At 40.2% G+C, this 19,596-nt stretch carries 13 protein-coding genes and 1 pseudogene; 13 read left to right on the top strand and 1 reads right to left on the bottom strand.

Translation table 11 applies throughout. The annotated features are described in order from the left end of the window. The first annotated feature begins 119 nt into the window (after positions 1-119). The 13 genes and pseudogenes from O1D97_RS17740 to O1D97_RS17800 all read left to right on the top strand — a co-directional run bounded on the left by O1D97_RS17740 (position 120) and on the right by O1D97_RS17800 (position 18,739). Complete coding sequence (locus O1D97_RS17740; RefSeq protein WP_269127509.1) at positions 120-2,417, top strand: type I secretion system permease/ATPase; 2,298 nt, start codon at positions 120-122, stop codon at positions 2,415-2,417. 1 nt (position 2,418) lies between these two features. Continuing rightward, complete coding sequence (locus O1D97_RS17745; RefSeq protein WP_269127510.1) at positions 2,419-4,116, top strand: HlyD family type I secretion periplasmic adaptor subunit; 1,698 nt, start codon at positions 2,419-2,421, stop codon at positions 4,114-4,116. A 106-nt stretch (positions 4,117-4,222) separates the two neighbouring features. Next, complete coding sequence (locus tag O1D97_RS17750; protein WP_269127511.1) at positions 4,223-4,873, top strand: response regulator transcription factor; 651 nt, start codon at positions 4,223-4,225, stop codon at positions 4,871-4,873. Between the two features lie 190 nt (positions 4,874-5,063). Continuing rightward, on the top strand, positions 5,064-5,672 hold the full coding sequence (locus O1D97_RS17755; RefSeq protein WP_269127512.1) for an ANTAR domain-containing response regulator: 609 nt from the start codon (positions 5,064-5,066) through the stop codon (positions 5,670-5,672). Beyond that, a complete protein-coding gene (locus O1D97_RS17760) occupies positions 5,672-6,874 on the top strand; it encodes a CmpA/NrtA family ABC transporter substrate-binding protein (RefSeq protein WP_269127513.1) in 1,203 nt (400 codons plus the stop codon). The genes O1D97_RS17755 and O1D97_RS17760 overlap by 1 nt, the downstream gene beginning before the upstream one ends. Before the next feature lie 336 nt (positions 6,875-7,210). Continuing rightward, positions 7,211-8,554: a CmpA/NrtA family ABC transporter substrate-binding protein gene (locus tag O1D97_RS17765; protein ID WP_269127639.1), complete on the top strand. Its 1,344-nt coding sequence runs from the start codon at positions 7,211-7,213 to the stop codon at positions 8,552-8,554. A gap of 82 nt (positions 8,555-8,636) precedes the next feature. Then, entirely contained in the window at positions 8,637-9,608 is a 972-nt protein-coding gene (locus O1D97_RS17770; protein WP_269127515.1) for an ABC transporter permease, read from the top strand. A 12-nt stretch (positions 9,609-9,620) separates the two neighbouring features. Further along, complete coding sequence (locus O1D97_RS17775) at positions 9,621-10,469, top strand: ABC transporter ATP-binding protein (protein WP_428981137.1); 849 nt, start codon at positions 9,621-9,623, stop codon at positions 10,467-10,469. Between the two features lie 45 nt (positions 10,470-10,514). Further along, on the top strand, positions 10,515-11,747 hold the full coding sequence (locus O1D97_RS17780; RefSeq protein ID WP_269127516.1) for an NAD(P)/FAD-dependent oxidoreductase: 1,233 nt from the start codon (positions 10,515-10,517) through the stop codon (positions 11,745-11,747). Between the two features lie 54 nt (positions 11,748-11,801). Beyond that, a pseudogene (gene nirB, locus O1D97_RS17785) lies at positions 11,802-14,365 on the top strand (nitrite reductase large subunit NirB). Positions 14,366-14,378: 13 nt separating this feature from the next. Then, positions 14,379-14,702, top strand: a complete 324-nt coding sequence (gene nirD, locus O1D97_RS17790) for a nitrite reductase small subunit NirD (RefSeq protein ID WP_269127518.1) — start codon at positions 14,379-14,381, stop codon at positions 14,700-14,702. Positions 14,703-15,026: 324 nt separating this feature from the next. Then, positions 15,027-17,747 (top strand): nitrate reductase, encoded by a 2,721-nt coding sequence (locus O1D97_RS17795; RefSeq protein WP_269127520.1) that lies wholly within the window; start codon positions 15,027-15,029, stop codon positions 17,745-17,747. Then, entirely contained in the window at positions 17,744-18,739 is a 996-nt protein-coding gene (locus tag O1D97_RS17800) for a glycosyl transferase family protein (protein ID WP_269127521.1), read from the top strand. Before O1D97_RS17795 ends, O1D97_RS17800 begins: the two co-directional genes overlap by 4 nt. Positions 18,740-18,830: 91 nt before the next feature. Here the strand turns inward: O1D97_RS17800 and O1D97_RS17805 are convergent, their stop codons facing one another. Next, positions 18,831-19,475 carry a hypothetical protein gene (locus tag O1D97_RS17805; protein ID WP_269127522.1) on the bottom strand — a complete coding sequence of 215 codons (645 nt, stop codon included), beginning with the start codon at positions 19,473-19,475 and terminating at the stop codon, positions 18,831-18,833. Between the last annotated feature and the right edge of the window lie 121 nt (positions 19,476-19,596).

The following is a 19,596-nucleotide window of genomic DNA, read 5'->3' on the forward strand; positions in this document are numbered from 1 at the left end:
TGTAGCAGAGCTTTCCAATTTGTCTAAGAAGAACTATTCTATGGAGAGTTTGATTAGTATTCTTAGTTATATAGCGTTATCTTAGATGTAAAAGTGATTTAAATTAAGAGAGATATGGCATGCCACACTCCGAAAATACAACTTCTGAGTCTCTGAACAGTTCCACTGAAAATAGAACCCTTTCAGAAAGTAATGATAGTTTAGAAAAGAAAGACAGCGTGAAGAATCGTTCAACAAATTTTGAATCAGAAGAGCCTGTATCTAAAACCCAGTGGTCTGTTAATGGAGCGAGTCTCAGTTACCCAAACCCACTGTTAGACTCTTTGGTGCTGATAAGTAAGTATTTTGGTAACCCTTACACGGCTGATGCTATTCGAGCGGGCCTTCCTCTTACTGATGATTTTCTTACTCCAGAAATGTTTCAACGTGCCTCCAAAAAAGTTGGCATAGTGGCACGTTTTGTAAAACGTCCGTTTAATAAAATACCGATAGCTGTATTACCAACCGTATTGCTTTTAAAAGATCAACAGGCTTGCGTGTTATTAGAAATCAATAACGATAAAAACGTTGCGCAAATTTTTCTTCCTGAGTCTGGTGAAGGTGAAGTGTCTATTGATTTAGATGAACTCACGGATATGTATACTGGATATTGTTTTTTTGTAAGGCCTCAGTATCGATTTGATAAACGATCGGAAGAAAAAGCAGACACGGAAGAGTCTAAAAGACATTGGTTTTGGGGGACAATTACCCAATCATGGAGAATTTATAGAGATGTTATTTTTGCCTCTTTATTAATTAATTTATTTGCTGTGGCGAGCCCTCTGTTTGTTATGAATGTATACGATAGAGTGGTACCTAATAATGCATTTGATACCTTATGGGTGTTAGCAATAGGTGCAATAGTTGTTTACGGGTTTGATTTTTTATTGCGTACGTTCAGAGCTTACTTTATTGATATTGCAGGGAAAAAATCTGAAATTTTGATATCATCAACCATATTTGCTAAAGTTAACCATATCAATATGGCGTCTCGACCTAGGTCTGTAGGGGCGTTCGCAAAGAACCTTCAAGAATTTGAAAGTATTAGAGAGTTTATTACTTCAGCGAGTATTACGACACTTGTTGATATCCCTTTTATGTTTTTAATTATTGCCGTCATTTGGATGATTGGTGGCCCTGTCGCTTACATACCATTAATTGCAATTTTTTTGATTGTTTCATACAGCCTAATTATACAAGTTCCATTAAAGCGATCGATTACGGAAAGTTCAAAAACAGCATCTCAAAAGCATGCGGTGTTGATTGAGAGTTTATCTAATGCTGAAAGTGTAAAACTGAATAATGCTGAAGGCGTCTTACAGAAACAATGGGAAGATGCGGTTGGAAATATCGCTGATTGGGGGGTAAAAACGCGTCAACTCGCCCAGTCTTGCTCTAATTTTGCTATGGTTGTGCAGCAATTGACTACCGTTGTCATGGTCATTATTGGTGTTTATCAGATCTCTGAACATGAAATGAGTATGGGGGCATTGATTGCGGCTGTTATGCTGACTGGAAGAGCCCTCGGACCTATGGCTCAGGTAGCCAGTTTAGCAACAAAATATAACCAAGCTAAGTCTGCCTTCATGGCTCTACAAGAAATAATGGATTCAGATGTAGAGAGGCCTGATGGTGTAAAATACGTCCATCGCTCAAGCTTTAACGGGGAGTTTCAGTTCGAATCGGTGAATTTTTCATACCCAGATGAAGAACAAGCGGCCATTTCAAACATTAGTTTTACTATAAGACAGGGTGAAAAAGTTGGCATTATTGGACGCATTGGTTCTGGAAAATCAACTTTAGGTAAATTAATGACAGGGCTATACCATCCATCAGAGGGGGCTGTCAGGATTGATGGTGTTGATTTAAGGCAAATCAACCCAACGGATTTAAGGCGAAATATTGGCGCTGTTTCTCAAGATATTTCTCTTTTCTATGGCAGCATTAAGGACAACATTGTTTTGGGTGTCCCCTATGTTGAAGATGAGTCTATTATCAAAGCGGCTGAAATATCTGGTGTTGCCGAATTTGCTAACCGAAAACCAAGTGGCTTAGACAGCTCTGTAGGAGAAAGGGGAGCATTATTATCCGGTGGCCAAAGGCAAAGTATCGCTATTGCTAGAGCAATGTTATTCGATCCGCCGATTTTAATTTTAGATGAGCCTACTGCTTCCATGGATAATACGACCGAAACTCGAATGAAACGCCGTTTGATTGATGCGGGAAAAGACAAGACTCTTATTTTAATTACTCATAAAGCGTCAATGCTTGATATGGTTGATCGTCTCATTGTTATGGATAATGGTCGTTTAATTGCTGATGGACCGAAAGCGCAAGTACATGAAGCGCTTCGTCAAGGTAAGTTGAAGGTAAGTTAATATGAGTGACCCTTTAGATAACGAAAAAAATGTATTTGTTCATCTACTCGATAAAATTGGACGTTTATTGATTCTATGCAAAGAGGTGATAGGGCGTTTATTTGACCGTTTACCGGAGAGCGTAAAGCAAGTGTTGCTTATATTCGGTGCTAGGGTTAGGCAGGTATATGGTGTTTGTCGTATAAAAGTGAGGTTCTTTTTTACTCTTGTTAAAACAAAAGTACGTATATTATTTTCACATTTACCCGATGGTGTTCAGCAAAGGGTATTAAGTATATTAGAAAAAATACAGAGTTTGTATGCGAATGTAAAAGAGAAAGCGAAACAAGTTTTTGATTTTTTAGAGGATCCTCCAAGCCTTAAGAATGGTGCGTTAAATCAGGTCGAGCAAGGAGATTTAGACTATCTCTCAAACCGAAATGCCGCCCTAATGTTGCGCTCTCCAAAAGGAGGAAGAACGATTCTTTGGAGCATTTTAGTCTTTGTTATTTGCGGGCTTGTTTGGGCTAACTATACTGAACTTGATGAAGTAACGGTTGGTCAAGGTAAAGTAATACCTTCTAGCCAAGTTCAGATAGTACAGAATCTTGAGGGTGGTATTTTAAAAGAAATTCATGTGGCTGTTGGTCAAACTGTTGAGAAGAGCCAACTGTTAATGACCATTGAAAATACAGAAGCTTTGTCGAGTTTAAGAGAACGGCAAGCCGAGTATGTTGGTTTACTCGTTCGTGCTGCTCGCCTAACTGCTGAGGCAACGGGAGTGAATGCTCCACGCTTTGATCAAGAAACCCGAACTAATTATCCTGAAGTGGTTCGACGTGAAATGTCCTTATATGAAAACCGACGGGAATCCTTATCTGCGAATCGGGCCGTTTTTGAGCAACAGGTTTTGCAAAAAGAACAAGAAATCATTGAATTAGAAGCAAAACTTAATAACTTAAGGACAGGGTTTGAGCTTGCGAATGAAGAGTTAACGCTGACTCGTCCTGCTTACGATCAAGGCGCGGTTTCTAAAGTTGAGTTATTACAGCTAGAACGACAAGTAAACCAATTGAAAGGTGAAATGAAAGCAACTCAACTTGCTTTACCAAGGGCGAAATCAGCATTGGTTGAAGCACGCACAAAGTTACTTGAAAATGATGCTAAATATCGAGCAGAAGCTCAAGAGGACTTGACGGGTGTAAGAAGTAAACTTGAGCAACTTGCTGAAGTGAATGTTTCTTTACAAGACAAAGTTCAACGAACACAGGTGCGCTCGCAAGTAAAAGGTATCGTTAAGCAGCTACAAATTAATACCGTTGGTGGTGTAATTCAGCCAGGTCAAAACTTAATGGAAATTGTTCCATTAGAAGATTCTTTATTAATAGAGTCTAAGATACGCCCAGAAGATATTGGCTTTATTAAGCCAGGACTGGGTGCGGTGGTGAAGCTATCCGCTTATGATTTTTCTATCTATGGTGGTTTAACGGGAGTAGTAGATAATATAACAGCGGATACTATATTGGATGAAGAAGGAAATAGTTTCTATATTGTTCGGGTTAGAACCGATAAGAACTTTTTAGGGACAGAGGAAGCACCTTTGCCTATTATTCCTGGAATGCAGGCGACAGTTGATGTTCTTACTGGTAAAAAGAGTCTGTTAGACTATTTGCTTAAACCAATATTGAAAGCGCAGCAAAACTCCTTAAGAGAAAGATAATTACAAAAATAATTCCTTATCTTTGTAATGGTTACAAAAGTTTACTGAACATACTTTGTTGGTTTGTGAAAATTACCAATTATCCTTTAGGTTATTGAGGACTATTTTGAAAATACTTTGTTGGAATGTAAATGAATCTGTTTGGTCTCATTGGTTGAAGATAGTACCATCAGATGCATCGCTTATAAGAGCGTTATCAATGGATGAATTGAAAGCGGTATTTGAAAAGCAAAACCACAACCAAATAGACTATTGTTTTATCTATCTAGATGGACATAATTTTTCTCAAATGGTAGAAAATGCGGTATTAGTTCGTCGTGCATATCCTCATTTAAAAATTATTGTATTTCCCAATAGACCTAGTCAAACGGCGGCATTGAGGGTTTTATCACAAGGGATTAATGGACAATGTAGTCCTTATATTGGCAAGAAGCAGTTAGAGACTGTCTTATCTGTTGTTGGTATGGGGGAGATATGGAGTGGCAAAGCATTTATTGATAATTTGATCGTTGCTAACTCTATGGGGGGAAACGTAGAAAATGTATCTTTGAATGGAGAGTTGAAACCACTGTCAGAAAAGGAACGAGAAGTTGTGTCTTATATTAGCCAAGGATTAAGTAACAAGCAGATTGCATCTGAAATGCTGATTACAGAACGAACGGTTAAATCACACATGACAAGCATTTTTAAAAAAACAAATACAAAAGATAGATTGTCCTTATCTATTTTGGTGCAAAAATCAAATACAGTGCATTAGTTTAATGCTCTGCTTCTCTAAGAAATATATCTACATGGTAAGACATAAACTATAAGTGCTGTATAGACTACGGTGCTTATAGTTTGTATTTGCCCCATTACTTTTCTAACATTTTGAGAGTAGGCGCGTAACTTGCTTAATTGAATAGGCAATTCAATTCTAGGTAATTCAATTCTAGGTAATTTATACGATGCATTCAAAGACATCTCAACTACCTCTCACTGTCATGCTAGTGGATAACGAGCCTGCCAGAGCGGCCATTGTTGAGCAAGCTTTACTCGATAATGGCTATAAAGTTATACGTCGGTTAGAAAATACGCAAAATTTAACACGTGCGGTTCAAGAAAGTCTTCCTGATATGGTAATCATTGACATTGAGTCTCCTGATAGAGATATGTTAGAGAACATGTCTCAGCTCACACGAAATAACCCTAGACCAATTGTCATGTTTGCTGAAGAGAATGAGTCGACTTCAATGGAAGCGGCAATACGTGCAGGTGTCAGTGCTTATGTCGTTGATGGTATGCAGCCAAATCGATTTAAGCCCATCTTACAGGTCGCTATTGCACGCTTCCGTGAGTTCCAAGCCTTAAGATTAGAATTAGAAACGATTAAAACTCAACTAGAGGATCGTAAATTAATTGATAAAGCTAAAGGGTTAATTATGAAGCATCAAGGTTGTGATGAGGCGGCGGCTTACAAAGCATTAAGAAAGTTAGCAATGGATAGGAGTCAAAGAATGTCAGAGGTCGCCCTTAATGTTATATCGGTAATGAACTTAATGGGTGAGGTAGAATAATGGATCGATTTAATAATACCTCTCAAGGAACAAAGCCTTCTGGTGCCGATATTACTTTAGGTTTTATCCCTTTGATTGACAGTGCGCCTTTTATCATTGCAAAGGAAAAAGGCTTGTTTGAAAAAGAGGGTGTGGATGTCGTTCTATCTAAGGAGGCTTCTTGGGCGAGTATTCGGGATAAAGTTACTTTTAACCTATTACAAGGTGCTCATATGCTTGCCTCCATGCCCCTCGCGACGAGTCTTGGTATCGGTTCGGCCAACAAGGTGAAAATCCAAACCAGTTTTACTGTAAGTCAAAATGGTAATGGCATTACAGTGTCTAATAATTTGTATCAGTTAATGTATTCTTGTTGTGATGCTTTTCAAGCGCTAAGAAGTGGTCATGCTTTGAAGCTTGCTATCAGACATAGATCCGCCCAAGGTGACTTATTAAAGTTTGCTGTGGTATACCCTTATTCTTCCCATCATTATCAGTTGCGCGATTGGTTGAGCCGAGCGGGCATTGATCCAGATAATGATGTGCAAATTATTGTCGTACCGCCAACAAAAATGATGGGGTATCTGAGGAGTGGTGAGATTGATGGTTATTGTGTTGGTGAGCCATGGAATAGTTTAGCAGTAGAGCAAGGAATTGGTCATATGCTGGTGACAGGTTATGAGATCTGGGGTAATACACCGGAAAAAGTGCTAGGCGCCAATCTACAATGGGCCAATGAGAATGAGGAAGAGCACTATGCTCTTATTCGTGCTTTAGATAAGGCATGTAAGTGGGTTGATGACGAAAACAATTTAGAGGAGCTTTTGAATATTTTAAGTCATCCTGATTATTTGAATTGTCCCGCCGCCCAGCTTAGATATGGGTTCAGTGCAATAAAGCCCTCTGGTCAATTTGATTGGCCTATGGAGGCGTATCAAAAATTTTCGAGTGACAAGATTAACAGGCCAAACCCTCAGTATGCGCTATGGCTTCTTGGTCAAATGCATCGTTGGCATCAGCTTCCGGTTGCATCCTCTTTAATCAATGTAGCAAACAATACCTTTAATGATGATATTTATTGTCGCGCATTACGTATTGATCACCCTAGGAAGCTCAAACCATTAATCGGATCTTATGAAGAGAGTGAATGGCTTGACCTAATTAAGGCGGACAAGGTGAGAGTGCATCCAAAGGGGATTGAGTTCGGTTTTGTCTATCTGTAAATGTTAACTTCCAGTGCATCGATGACCCAAATCAAGGCAGATAGGGGATAGTTTGAAAAGGGAAAAGCAAAATATTTTTATAAATCAAATGTTTATTTATTGGCATGATTAATGCTTTAGTTAAAGTAATTAAAATTTAACAGATAAATCAATGTGGGTTTATCTAAGAATGGCAAAGGCGCCTGTGCAGCAAGTTTATCTTGTTGTGCATGCGCCTTTTTTTGTTTTTGTAATTAACGCTCTGGGTGGTAAGTAGTTATGAGTCATTGTGTAGAGAAAAAACGAGTTTTCATCAAAAATCTTAAATCCATTGGCCTAGTTCGTCAGGTTCTACTGATGGGAAGCTTTATTGTCAGTGCGTCTGTTTCCAGTTCGATTGCATTAGCTGCATTAGGAGAGCCTGAGAAAGAGGATTTAACGTTTGGCTTTATTAAATTGACGGATATGGCGCCGTTAGCCATAGCGTATGAGAAAGGTTACTTTGAAGATGAAGGTTTGTACGTCACGCTTGAAGCACAAGCAAATTGGAAAGTGTTATTAGATCGGGTGATTGATGGTCAGTTAGATGGTGCACATATGTTGGCAGGTCAACCGCTCGGCGCAACTATAGGGTATGGAACCAAAGCCCATATAGTAACGGCATTTAGTATGGACTTAAATGGTAATGGAATTACGGTTTCTAATGATGTCTGGGCGCAAATGAAAGCGAATATTCCGAAAGACAGTGACGGTAAACCCGTTCATCCAATTAGCGCTAGCGCACTTAAACCTGTGGTGGATGATTTTAAAGCCCAAGGTAAACCATTCAACATGGGTATGGTTTTTCCCGTTTCAACGCATAACTATGAATTGCGCTATTGGTTAGCGGCTGGGGGTATTCATCCTGGTTATTATGCACCGTCAAAAGGGGATGTGAGTGGTCAAATTAATGCCGATGCTTATCTCTCTGTAACACCGCCTCCACAAATGCCTTCAACCATGGAAGCTGGCACTATTCATGGTTACTGTGTTGGTGAACCTTGGAATCAGCAAGCCGTATTTAAAGGTATTGGTGTTCCTGTTATTACCGATTATGAAATCTGGAAAAATAATCCAGAAAAAGTGTTTGGGGTAAATCAAGTTTGGGCAGATGAGCATCCTAATACCCATATTAGAGTGGTGAAAGCCATGATTCGTGCGGCGAAATGGCTAGATGAAAATAACAATGCGAATCGACCTGAGGCCGTTAGAATTCTTTCAAAAAGCCAGTATGTTGGTGCCGATTACGACGTCATTGCCAACAGCATGACAGGCACATTTGAGTATGAAAAAGGGGATAAACGAGAGATCCCTGACTTTAATGTATTTTTTCGACATAACGCCACTTACCCCTACTATAGCGATGCGATTTGGTACCTAACTCAAATGCGTCGTTGGGGACAAATTGATGAGTTCAAACCTGACTCTTGGTACATAGATACAGCTAAAAAAGTGTATCGTCCAGAAATATATGGGATGGCAGTGAAGGCCTTAATTGAGGATGGGATAGTTTCGGCGTCTGAATTCCCTGATCTGGAGACTGAAACAGGATTTAAACCACCGCAGAAAGAGTTTATCGATGGTGTTAGCTATGACGGTCGCTTTCCAAACAAATATCTTGAGAGTTTTCCTATAGGACTTAAGGGTCACGAGGGTATTTAAGTCTCAGTTTGCCATAGAAAGTCGTTTAGTTCTTCTCTCTATGGCAAATCGATTAATAAAGTAAAAGTAAGAGTGAATAAATATGACCGTACAGAGCGCATACACAAGGTTGTTTGATATCTTGAAAGACTCTTTTTCAATAAAAAAATGCTTGTTTCCATTGTTAGGCATTATTGTTTTTTTAGCGTTATGGCACTCATCTGCTAATCGTATACAAACGTCACTTGGCGAATTTCCTGGTCCTGTGGTGGTCTATGAGCAATGGAACAGTTTGGTTGCTGATCATGTGGAAGAAAGAGATAAAGAAACGGCTTTTTTTGAGCGTCAAGAAATTCGCAACGCTAAAAAGCTGGTTAAAGATCCTAATTATGTTGTAAAGGAACGAGCTTATACGGGTAAGCCAACTTTCTTTGATCAAATTTTCACCAGTTTATATACGGTTCTTGCTGGCTTTGGTCTAGCAAGTTTAATCGCTATTCCCCTTGGTATCTTGATTGGCTTGAATGGCCATGTTTACAGCGCACTTAATCCAATCATACAGATTTTCAAACCGGTATCACCGTTAGCTTGGTTACCATTAGTTACTATGGTTGTGAGTGCATCTTATGTAACCGATGACCCTATTTTCGCAAAATCTTTTTTGACCTCCATGTTTACTGTCACTCTATGCTGTATGTGGCCTACTTTAATTAATACAGCCGTTGGAGTGGCCGCAATAGAGCAGGACCTATTAAATGTTTCAAAAGTACTGAGATTAAATTGGATAACCCACATTAGCAAAATCGTCATTCCTTCTGCCATTCCTATGATGTTTACCGGATTAAGACTGTCTTTAGGTATCGCGTGGATGGTCTTGATCGCCGCTGAAATGCTAGCCCAAAATCCTGGCCTTGGAAAATTTGTCTGGGATGAATTTCAAAATGGCAGTTCTAACTCCTTAGGAAGAATTATGGTGGCTGTCTTAGTTATTGGCTTCATTGGCTTTTTACTGGATAGAGTCATGTTGATGATCCAGAGATTGTCTTCGTGGGATAAAACACAAGTTTTAAGATAAAGGATAGTGATCATGACACATTTAGATATCAGTAAAGTCTCAATTGAATTTCCTACTCCTAAAGGACCTTTTAAGGCATTAGATAACGTTTCTTTGAAAATAAAAAAAGGCGAGTTCGTTTCTTTAATTGGCCATTCTGGATGTGGTAAATCGACGGTTTTGAATATTGTAGCAGGGTTATATGATGCGACGGAAGGTGGCATTTTATTGGATGGAAAAGAAGTTCGCGGACCAGGCCCTGAACGCGCGGTGGTGTTTCAGAATCATTCTCTATTACCTTGGTTGACCACCTATCAAAATGTGGAGTTGGCGGTAAAACAGGTCTTTAAAGGGAGAAAAACGAAAAAAGACATGCATGATTGGATTTTGCATAACTTGGATCTAGTTCAAATGACGCACGCAATGGACAAACGCCCTGCAGAAATATCTGGTGGTATGAAACAAAGGGTTGGTATTGCGAGAGCATTATCAATGGAGCCTTCGGTGCTGTTAATGGATGAGCCTTTCGGTGCTTTGGATGCTCTTACTAGGGCGCACTTACAAGACTCTTTAATGGACATTCAAAAAGATTTAAACAATACCGTTATTATGATTACCCATGATGTAGATGAAGCGGTATTACTTTCTGATCGAATTGTGATGATGACAAATGGTCCAGCTGCCTCCATTGGTGAAATTTTATCGGTTGATTTAGAGCGACCACGAAATCGTTTGGAGCTTGCTGATAATCCGAAGTATGTGCAGTACCGTGCTCAAGTACTGAAGTTTTTATATGAAAAGCAGCGCAAGGTAGAACCAATCACTCAACCTAAAAAGGTCACTCCTACTCCCCCTGATCATGATGAGAAAGTGGCATCGTAATGCGTTTCGGATGAGGTGAGCAAGGTGTGTTTTAGGAGCCATAGTATGAGTTTGATAAAAGAAAATTTGGTGATTGTCGGTGCAGGAATGGCAGGGAGTCGTCTTGCAGAAAAAATACAAGAGGAGTATCCGCAGCGCTTTTCTATTACCCTAATTGGTGAGGAAAGAGAGGTCGGCTACAACCGTATTTTATTGTCATCACTATTGGCAAAAGAATGCGTTATGAACGATTTGTCCTTGATTGATGTCACTCGGTTTACACATCAAAAAGGCGTAGTTATTAAGGCGAATCCTGTTATTGACATTGATTGTCAATCTAAGCAAATAGGTTTGCAGGATGGTAGGCGTCTTGGCTTTGATAAATTAATTTTAGCCACAGGCTCTCGTTCTAGCCGTCTAGTGATACCGGGCGCAGCAGCCGACAATGTGATTGGTTTTCGAGACATGCAGGATGTATCTGTGATGACAAGCCTTACTGCTGAGAGTCGTGTTGTTGTGATCGGAGGGGGGTTATTGGGATTGGAAGCCGCGGTTGGTTTGATGAAAAGAGGGCATAAAGTAACAGTATTACATCGGGCTAAATTCTTATTAAATCGACAACTAGATGAAACTGCCGCGGGGCTTTTACTCAGTCGGCTGTCTGCTATGGGAATAGAATTTCGTTTAGGGGTAACATCAAAAGAGTTTCACTTATCTAATAAAACATCAACACAAGCTGATTCGGTGACTTTGTCAACGTCTGAAACAATTACAGCAAGCCTTTTTGTATGTGCAACGGGTATTGATCCAGAAGTCTCCCTAGCAAAAAAATCAGGCCTTATAGTGAATAGAGCCATAGTCGTCAATCAGCATTTAGAAACGTCAATGAAAGATGTATTTGCTCTTGGTGAGTGCAGTGAGTTTGAAGGACATACCTTTGGTCTCGTTGCGCCTATTTGGGATCAATTAGATTGTTTACTTTCTTCTTTGTCGGCAGGGAAAAAAGCCTTTTCTGTAAAACCGACTCCAACAAAATTAAAAGTATCTGGCGTTCAACTTTTTTCCGTTGGAGAAATCCATCCGCTGAAAGAGGAAGGGGTAATTCAATATACCGACCGTTCGTTAAATCATTATCGCAAACTGGTTGTCAAAGAGGGCAAATTAGTAGGGGTAATCTTATATGGCAATGTTGTCGATGGTGGCTGGTATTTTCAGCTTATTCAAAATCAAACAGACGTATCTAATATGTTAGATACCCTAATTTTTGGTGAAGCCTATTGTTCTAAAAGTGTGGCCTAAATTCATACAAGGCAATCCGCACAGAGTTAGGTAATCCGTGAGTCAGAGGTGAACATGAGTAACATCACGCAATTAATTCGTAACACAGATAAACCCCATTTAATTATTGTTGGCAACGGTATGGTCGGTCATCATTTTATTGAACAGCTTGCTCAATTAGGTGCTCATCAGAACTACAAGATTACCGTTTTTGGAGAAGAGCCTAATCTGGCCTATGATAGAGTGCATTTGAGTGAGTACTTCACAGGTAAAAGTTATCACGATTTGGCCATGTCGGAGCCTTCCTTCTATGATAACAATGATATTGCATACGAAACCAGTGCAAGAGTAACCGCTATTGATTCGTTAGCAAAAAACATTCAATTGGCTGACGGTCGTGAATTTTCTTTTGAAAAATTGATTTTGGCGACAGGTTCCTATCCTTTTGTTCCTCCTATTAAAGGTCATGATAGAGAAAATACCTTTGTCTATCGGACATTAGATGATCTTGATGCCATCAGAGAATGTGCGCAAAGTGCTAAAACCGGTACGGTTGTTGGTGGTGGATTGCTTGGTTTAGAGGCGGCTAATGCGTTGAAAAACTTAGGTCTTAAAACCAGCGTTGTGGAATTTGCTCCTAGACTCATGCCAGTGCAATTGGATGAAACAGGCGGTGCCTTATTAAGAAATATGATTTCGACGTTAGGTGTTGATGTTTATACGGCGACAGCCACAACACAAATCGTAGCAGGCAACGATGCTGTACACCGTATGGAATTTGCAAATGGAGATTATTTAGAAACGGACTTAATTCTCTTCTCTGCAGGTATTCGTCCACAAGATGCGCTAGCAAAACAGGCTCAATTAAAGGTCGGCGAGCGAGGCGGTATTGTTGTCAATGATTACTGTCAAACATCCCATGATGATATCTATGCGATAGGGGAATGTGCCTTGTGGGAGGGGCGTATTTTTGGTTTAGTGGCGCCGGGCTACTCCATGGCGAAAGTGGCGGCAAATCACATTCTTGGCTTTCAAGGGGAGGCTTTTACTGGTGCTGATATGAGCACTAAATTGAAATTATTAGGCTGTGATGTTGGCTCTATCGGAGATGCACATCAAACAACCCCAAGTGCAAAGCGTTTCGTGTATCAAGATGATTTTTTAAATGTGTATCGAAAAATGGTGGTGTCAGAGGATGGGACTAAGTTACTTGGTGCTGTTTTAGTAGGAGACAACAGTTACTACGATACTTTACTACAGTATTATTTAAATGGAATCACTCTACCATCAAATCCACAGAGTCTGATTTTACCAGTCAGTGATGGTGAACCGGTTGGTTTAGGAATAGATATGTTACCCGCCACGGCCTCTATTTGCAGTTGTCATAATGTGACTAAGCAAGATATTGCAGAAACGATCTCCTCTGGCTCGATGACGTTAGGAGAGGTAAAACGTGTGACTAAGGCAAGTACAGGGTGCGGAGGGTGTTCAGCTTTATTAAAAAAGGTGGTTGATAATGAGCTATTGGCATTGGGTGTTGAAGTGAGTACAGATATTTGTGAGCACTTTTCTTATACTCGCCAAGATTTATATAACTTAGTAAAAATTGATGAAATAAAAACGTTTAAAGAATTGTTGGATAAGTATGGCAAGGGTAAAGGATGCGAAGTTTGTAAACCGGCTGTCGGTAATATTTTAGCAAGTGTCTGGAACGATTTTGTTTTGAAGAAGGAGCATGTTTCGTTACAGGATACTAATGATCGTTATCTTGCCAATATGCAAAAAGATGGAACCTATTCTGTTGTTCCTCGCATTCCGGGTGGAGAAATTACGCCAGACAAATTAATTGTACTGGGTGAAGTCGCTAAAAAATACAACCTTTATACTAAAATAACAGGGGGTCAAAGGATTGATTTATTTGGTGCTACTTTGTCAGAGTTGCCACATATCTGGGAGGAGTTGATCGCGGTTGGGTTTGAAACCGGTCAAGCTTATGGAAAATCAGTACGTACCGTGAAATCCTGTGTTGGTAGTACTTGGTGTCGTTTTGGCGTTAATGACAGTATGACAATGGCCATTGATATAGAGAATCGTTACAAGGGTTTGCGTTCTCCTCATAAGCTTAAGTTTGCCGTATCTGGTTGCACTCGAGAGTGTGCAGAGGCACAAAGTAAAGACATTGGTGTCATTGCTACTGAGGGGGGATGGAATCTCTATGTATGTGGCAACGGTGGAATGAAACCGCGACATGCGGATTTGTTTGCAACAGATTTAACCGATCAGCAGTTAATAACTTACATCGATAGGCTGTTGATGTTTTATGTTAAAACGGCAGACAGGCTGCAGCGAACCTCTGTTTGGATGGAGAGTTTAGAGGGGGGTTGGACTACCTAAAAGAAGTTGTTATTGAAGATTCTCTTGGGATCGGTAGTGAGCTTGAAGCTCAGATGGCGTTAATTGTTGATACGTTTCAATGTGAGTGGAAAACCGCTATAGAAAATCCTGAATCACGAAAGTTTTTTAAGAGCTTTGTTAACTCAGATGGTCTAGATGAAAATGTGGTCTTCGTCCAAGAACGAGATCAAATACGACCAGCCTCTGAGTACGAAAAAAATAAATTGATTGCGACGGTTGCTTAAGGGGAAGTACATAATGAGTTGGATAAAAGTGTGTTCTTATGAGGATCTAGTTGCAAATGCTGGCATTGCTGTAAAAGTAATGGATAAACAAGTCGCCATTTTTTTGGACCCTGAATTTAATCAGCTTTTTGCACTGTCGAATTGGGATCCGATTGGTAAAGCGAATGTAATGTCGAGAGGGTTAATGGCGGAAATTGAGGGCGTGCTTACGGTTGCGAGCCCGCTTTATAAGCAAAAGTATTGTCTTTCAACGGGCGTCTGCATCGATGAAGATATCGTCTTGCCTATATGGAATGTAAAACTTGAGAATGATGTCGTTTGGCTTGCACCAAAATAAATCAAAAGCGTTATATCTCAGCGCATTCTATTTAGCTGGCTGTATAGAACATGAAGTTAAAAAAGTGATATTTGTAAAAAAATCTATAGAAAACATAACTCTGTGATTTTTTTATTAGTTGGCTTGTTTTTTGCAGATTATTGTTGAAGGCAACATCCTGCACAAAGGCGTGCATATTAGTCCTATTTGATCATGAGTAATGATATGAATAGGGGATAATTATAAGTCAATAAAAATGACAAAAGGCAACGAAGCCCAAGTGATCGAAAGATCGCTTGGGCTTTTTTTGTTTTTTTAATAAAAATGTACTAAAGAAGGTATCCAATGATGCAACCAAAAGCTGGAAAAACAACGTGTCCTTATTGTGGTGTTGGTTGCGGGGTCCTGTTAAAAAAACCAACTTCGATTCAAGGAAAAATTGACTCTGTAGTAGGGGATAAGGAGCATCCTGCAAACTTCGGTCGCTTATGTGTGAAAGGCAGCAACCTCTCTGAAACACTGACATCTGATGGTCGACTGGCTACGCCAAAAGTGAATGGAGAGAACGTTTCCTGGTCGACAGCAACGGATTTCATTGCAAAAAAAATACAACAAGTGACCCATGATTATGGTGCCGATGCCTTTGCATTTTATCTCTCGGGTCAAATATTGACGGAGGATTATTATGTGGCGAATAAACTCGCTAAAGGTTTTATTGGGACGGCTAATGTCGATACGAATTCTCGTCTTTGTATGGCTTCGGCCGTAGTGGGTTACAAGAGAGCATTTGGTTCAGATACGGTGCCTTGCAGTTATGAAGACTTGGAGTGCTGTGATCTCCTCATTATGGTGGGGTCGAATGCGGCTTGGACTCACCCTGTATTGTATCAAAGAATTGCAGCCGCTAAAGCGTTACGTCCTCAGATGAAAGTGGTTGTTATTGATCCTAGAAAAACGGCTACATGTGATATCGCTGATTTACACCTAGCCATAGCACCGGGTACCGATGCCTATGTTTTTTCTTTGTTACTTGCTGAAAGCCATCGGCATGATGTACTCGATGTTGAGTTCATAGCCAATAAAACCGATGGTTATGCTGATGCGTTAGCCGAAGCCATATTAGCAAGCCCTTCTATTGACGTCATAGCAAAGACGTTAAAGGTTGATAGAGCATTATTAGATACCCTAGTTAAGTGGTGGTTAGATACACCAAAGACGGTCTCTTTCTACTCACAAGGTGTGAATCAATCTGCAACAGGGGTCGATAAATGCAATGCCATTATTAATTGTCATCTAGCAACGGGGCGAATTGGTAAAGAAGGCATGGGGCCTTTTTCTATTACAGGTCAACCTAATGCTATGGGAGGGCGTGAAGTGGGAGGGTTGGCGAATCAATTGGCGGCACATATGGACTTTACCACTCCAGGTGCCATCGATCTGGTTCAGCGTTTTTGGAATGCCCCCAACCTAGCGACAGAAAATGGACTGAAAGCCATTGATATGTTTCAGGCTATGGAATCAGGGAAAATCAAGGTGATCTGGATAATGTCAACCAATCCAATGGTGAGTATTCCGGATACTGCACAAGTGAAGCGTGCTCTTGAACAATGTGAATTGGTCATAGTAAGTGACTGCCAAGAAGTCACAGATACGAATGCATTTGCTGATGTGTTGTTGCCTGCTACGGGTTGGAGTGAAAAGGATGGCACTGTCACGAATTCAGAAAGAAGGATTTCACGTCAGAGAGGGATATTGCCCCCGTTTGCTGAGTCTAAACACGATTGGTGGGCGATTACCCAAGTGGCCCATAAAATGGGGTTTGAGTCGGCATTTCCATATAAAAGCCCCCATGAGATTTTTATTGAGCATGCGGCTTTATCGGATTTTGAAAATAACGGACAAAGAGACTTTAATATTGGGGCACTGAAAGCCTTAACCAAAGCAGAATATGATTCGTTAATGCCTATCCAATGGCCAGTGACGCCAAATTCTCTTAATGGTACTCAAAGGATGTTTTCGGATGGACGGTTTTTTACTGAGAATCGACGGGCTAAATTCATTGCTATTCGACCTCAAAAGCCACAATTAGAGGTGCGAGACCGTTACCCGTTTGTGCTAAATACGGGAAGGGTTAGAGATCAATGGCACACAATGACAAGGACGGGCAAGTCTCCTACCTTAGCCAATCACACACAAGAGCCGTATGTAGAATTACACAAAACTGATGCCGAAAGGTTAGGAATTACACATAAAACGTTAGTACGAGTGTTTAATGAGACTGGAGAGATTGTTGTCCCTGCTAAAGTGGCTTCATCATGGTTAGTTCAACAAGGTCAGGTTTTTGTTCCTATACATTGGAACCAAGCTATTTCGAGTAAGGCGGTGGTATCCAATTTAATCTCGCAAATCGTTGATCCGTTATCTGGACAACCAGAGTCAAAGCATGGCGTTGTGAATATTGAGCCTGTAAAGAACCTATTGTATGGCACCTTACTTAGTTCAACAAAACTTGATGTATCCGACTGCCTTTATCATTGTGAAATTAAACAGAGCTCTGGAGTTCGATATGAAGTTGCCTTGGATAGTAAAACGCAATTGGATGAGTTTGTAAGGCATCAAGTGTCAGTGGCTTTTATGAATGAAACTCTGGCTGGCTGTTGGAGTGAATATAAAAATACGTTGAACGGTGATCAGCGATTTGTCTATCTAATTAAAGACGTTCCAGTAGCGGTGTTTTATTTTTCTAAGACCACGATTAACTTAGATCGTAGTTGGCTTTCCAGTTTATTACTAGGTTCTGATGGTGTCATAACCGACGCGATTAGCCCTATGAGTGAAACGGATAAATTGGCTCTTAGTGTTGGTTATGTTGCGTGTTCTGAAGATAAAGGGCAAATCGTTTGTTCTTGTTTTAATGTTGGCGAAAAGCAAATTCAAAAGGCTATTGTAAATGGAGTAGAAAGTGTTAGGGAGCTTGGTGATAGGTTGCAGTGTGGAACAAATTGCGGGTCTTGTATCCCAGAGTTGAAGTCGTTTTTGGCTTTAAATAATGAGGTTGCATTATGAGTACGAACTTTGTGGACTATATAAAAATACTCGGAAAAGGTAAAAAGGGCTCCCGTAGCTTAACGCGGCAAGAGTCCCGCCATGCCATGATGCTGATTTTATCTGGACAAGTTGTGGCTGAGCAATTAGGTGCTTTCTGGATGTTGATCCGAATTAGAGAAGAGACGATAGAGGAGACCGTTGGTTTTACCCAAGCAATACGTGAGCATTGTCGTTTGAGCTTGTCTGTCAAAGTTGATATTGACTGGCCTGCCTATGCTGGTAAACGTAATGAATTACCTTGGTTTTTATTTTCTGCTTTAGCGCTCAGTCAGCAAGGAATCAATATTTTTATGCATGGACATGCATTTTTAGAGGAAGATCGCTTTTATGTTGAAAGTGCTTTGCAGCGTTTAGGTTTTCCTATTGCCCATACGAAAGAAGAAGCTGAAGCGCATTTAAAGCACTATCATTTTGCTTATATGTCGCTTGATAATATGGCGCCTAAACTAGCCCGTTTAATGGACTTAAAATTGTTGCTAGGCTTGAGATCACCGGTCAATACCTTAGTTCGCATGATGAATTTGACACAGGCTGAGCATAGTGTTCATGGCGTATTTCATAAAGGATATGATGAACTTCACATTCAAGCCTCAGCGGAACTTGGGGATGATTCTGTTTTGGTTTTTCGCGGTGGAAATGGAGAGGCAGAAATCAATCCAGAAAGACAGGTTGAGCTGGGCTTTGTTCAAGGTGATCATGTTGAATGGGAATCTTGGCCGAGATCAGCATTAGGTCACTGCCGTCAGAAAAATCGCTTGGATATTGAAAGGATGGCTTACCACTGGACTGGAGTGCAAGAGGACGAATTTGGTGGCCTTGCAATTATCGGGACCATAGCTTGTATCTTAAGATTAATCACTCAAAAAGACGCAACGGAATGTAATGACATGGCTAAGGCGTTTTGGCAAGGTCGCGAAAAATGGATATTTACAACTCAACGAATTGCTTAATGTCGTTTATACACAGTCTCCTTTGTGGGTGTTATGAGTTTACGCTAAAACCTTTCCATTTTTGGTAGTCGGTTTGGCGTAAACAGATGAATTAGTACTCAATTAGATGGAGTTTGGCTTGCTTCATTTCTTTCGATTGTGATCGACAATACTGAGCAAGCTCGAGGGCCGCAAAAAGAATTAATGAATAACCAAGTAGTTCAGTACCTTCTTCAACTATATTTTTTACCCTGCGTAAATAAACATAATCATCACCGAGCACACTTTGCCAAAATACCCCTCGCCCCATAAGTCGAGAAAAAACCAAGGTGACAATCAGCCCACAAATTAGCAAGCCATTGCTTGACAGTTGTGAGTAATGTAAAGCCGCTTTACGAATATCTTGACGATTTTTCCATAAATAAGTGACCGTAAAAAGAATGATGCAGGCTACGATGGATTGCCATGCGCCATCAAAAGCATACGTGTCTAAATGCATATCAGACTCACGGACGAACATCATTAATAAAAGAGCGGCTAATGATAAACTCACAGGTTTTAAGTCTTTATTTGATTTAAATGAATATAAGAATAGGAGGGCACTGATGATTGAAAATGCAGATTGCAAATGTTCTGTTAACGAATATTCACTATATTCACTTTCAATTCCTCGTTGAAAGCCTTCAATTGAAATAATTTGAGCAAGTAGGACGGTAAAGCCAACATAAAAAAGAAACTTTAGAGTGATAGACCACATAGTAGTGTTACCTAGCTGAAACAAATTGGGCGCATTCTCTTATAGTTTGTGTGGAAAGTCGCGGTTCTATAAAAGATGTACCTTTCTTTGCATATTGCCTGATCATTTTCATAAAAATCTC

It is taken from the genome of Marinomonas phaeophyticola (genome assembly GCF_026966905.1).
Classification (GTDB): Bacteria; Pseudomonadota; Gammaproteobacteria; order Pseudomonadales; family Marinomonadaceae; genus Marinomonas; species Marinomonas phaeophyticola.

Excerpts from the sequence above, each read along its gene's own strand:
- O1D97_RS17740 (WP_269127509.1), top strand. The coding sequence starts at position 120 with ATGCCACACTCCGAAAATACAACTTCTGAGTCTCTGAACAGTTCCACT.
- O1D97_RS17745 (WP_269127510.1), top strand. The coding sequence starts at position 2,419 with ATGAGTGACCCTTTAGATAACGAAAAAAATGTATTTGTTCATCTACTC.
- O1D97_RS17755 (WP_269127512.1), top strand. The coding sequence starts at position 5,064 with ATGCATTCAAAGACATCTCAACTACCTCTCACTGTCATGCTAGTGGAT.
- O1D97_RS17760 (WP_269127513.1), top strand. The coding sequence starts at position 5,672 with ATGGATCGATTTAATAATACCTCTCAAGGAACAAAGCCTTCTGGTGCC.
- O1D97_RS17765 (WP_269127639.1), top strand. The coding sequence starts at position 7,211 with ATGGGAAGCTTTATTGTCAGTGCGTCTGTTTCCAGTTCGATTGCATTA.
- O1D97_RS17770 (WP_269127515.1), top strand. The coding sequence starts at position 8,637 with ATGACCGTACAGAGCGCATACACAAGGTTGTTTGATATCTTGAAAGAC.
- O1D97_RS17775 (WP_428981137.1), top strand. The coding sequence starts at position 9,621 with ATGACACATTTAGATATCAGTAAAGTCTCAATTGAATTTCCTACTCCT.
- O1D97_RS17780 (WP_269127516.1), top strand. The coding sequence starts at position 10,515 with ATGAGTTTGATAAAAGAAAATTTGGTGATTGTCGGTGCAGGAATGGCA.
- nirD (WP_269127518.1), top strand. The coding sequence starts at position 14,379 with ATGAGTTGGATAAAAGTGTGTTCTTATGAGGATCTAGTTGCAAATGCT.
- O1D97_RS17795 (WP_269127520.1), top strand. The coding sequence starts at position 15,027 with ATGATGCAACCAAAAGCTGGAAAAACAACGTGTCCTTATTGTGGTGTT.
- O1D97_RS17800 (WP_269127521.1), top strand. The coding sequence starts at position 17,744 with ATGAGTACGAACTTTGTGGACTATATAAAAATACTCGGAAAAGGTAAA.
- O1D97_RS17805 (WP_269127522.1), bottom strand. The coding sequence starts at position 19,475 with ATGTGGTCTATCACTCTAAAGTTTCTTTTTTATGTTGGCTTTACCGTC.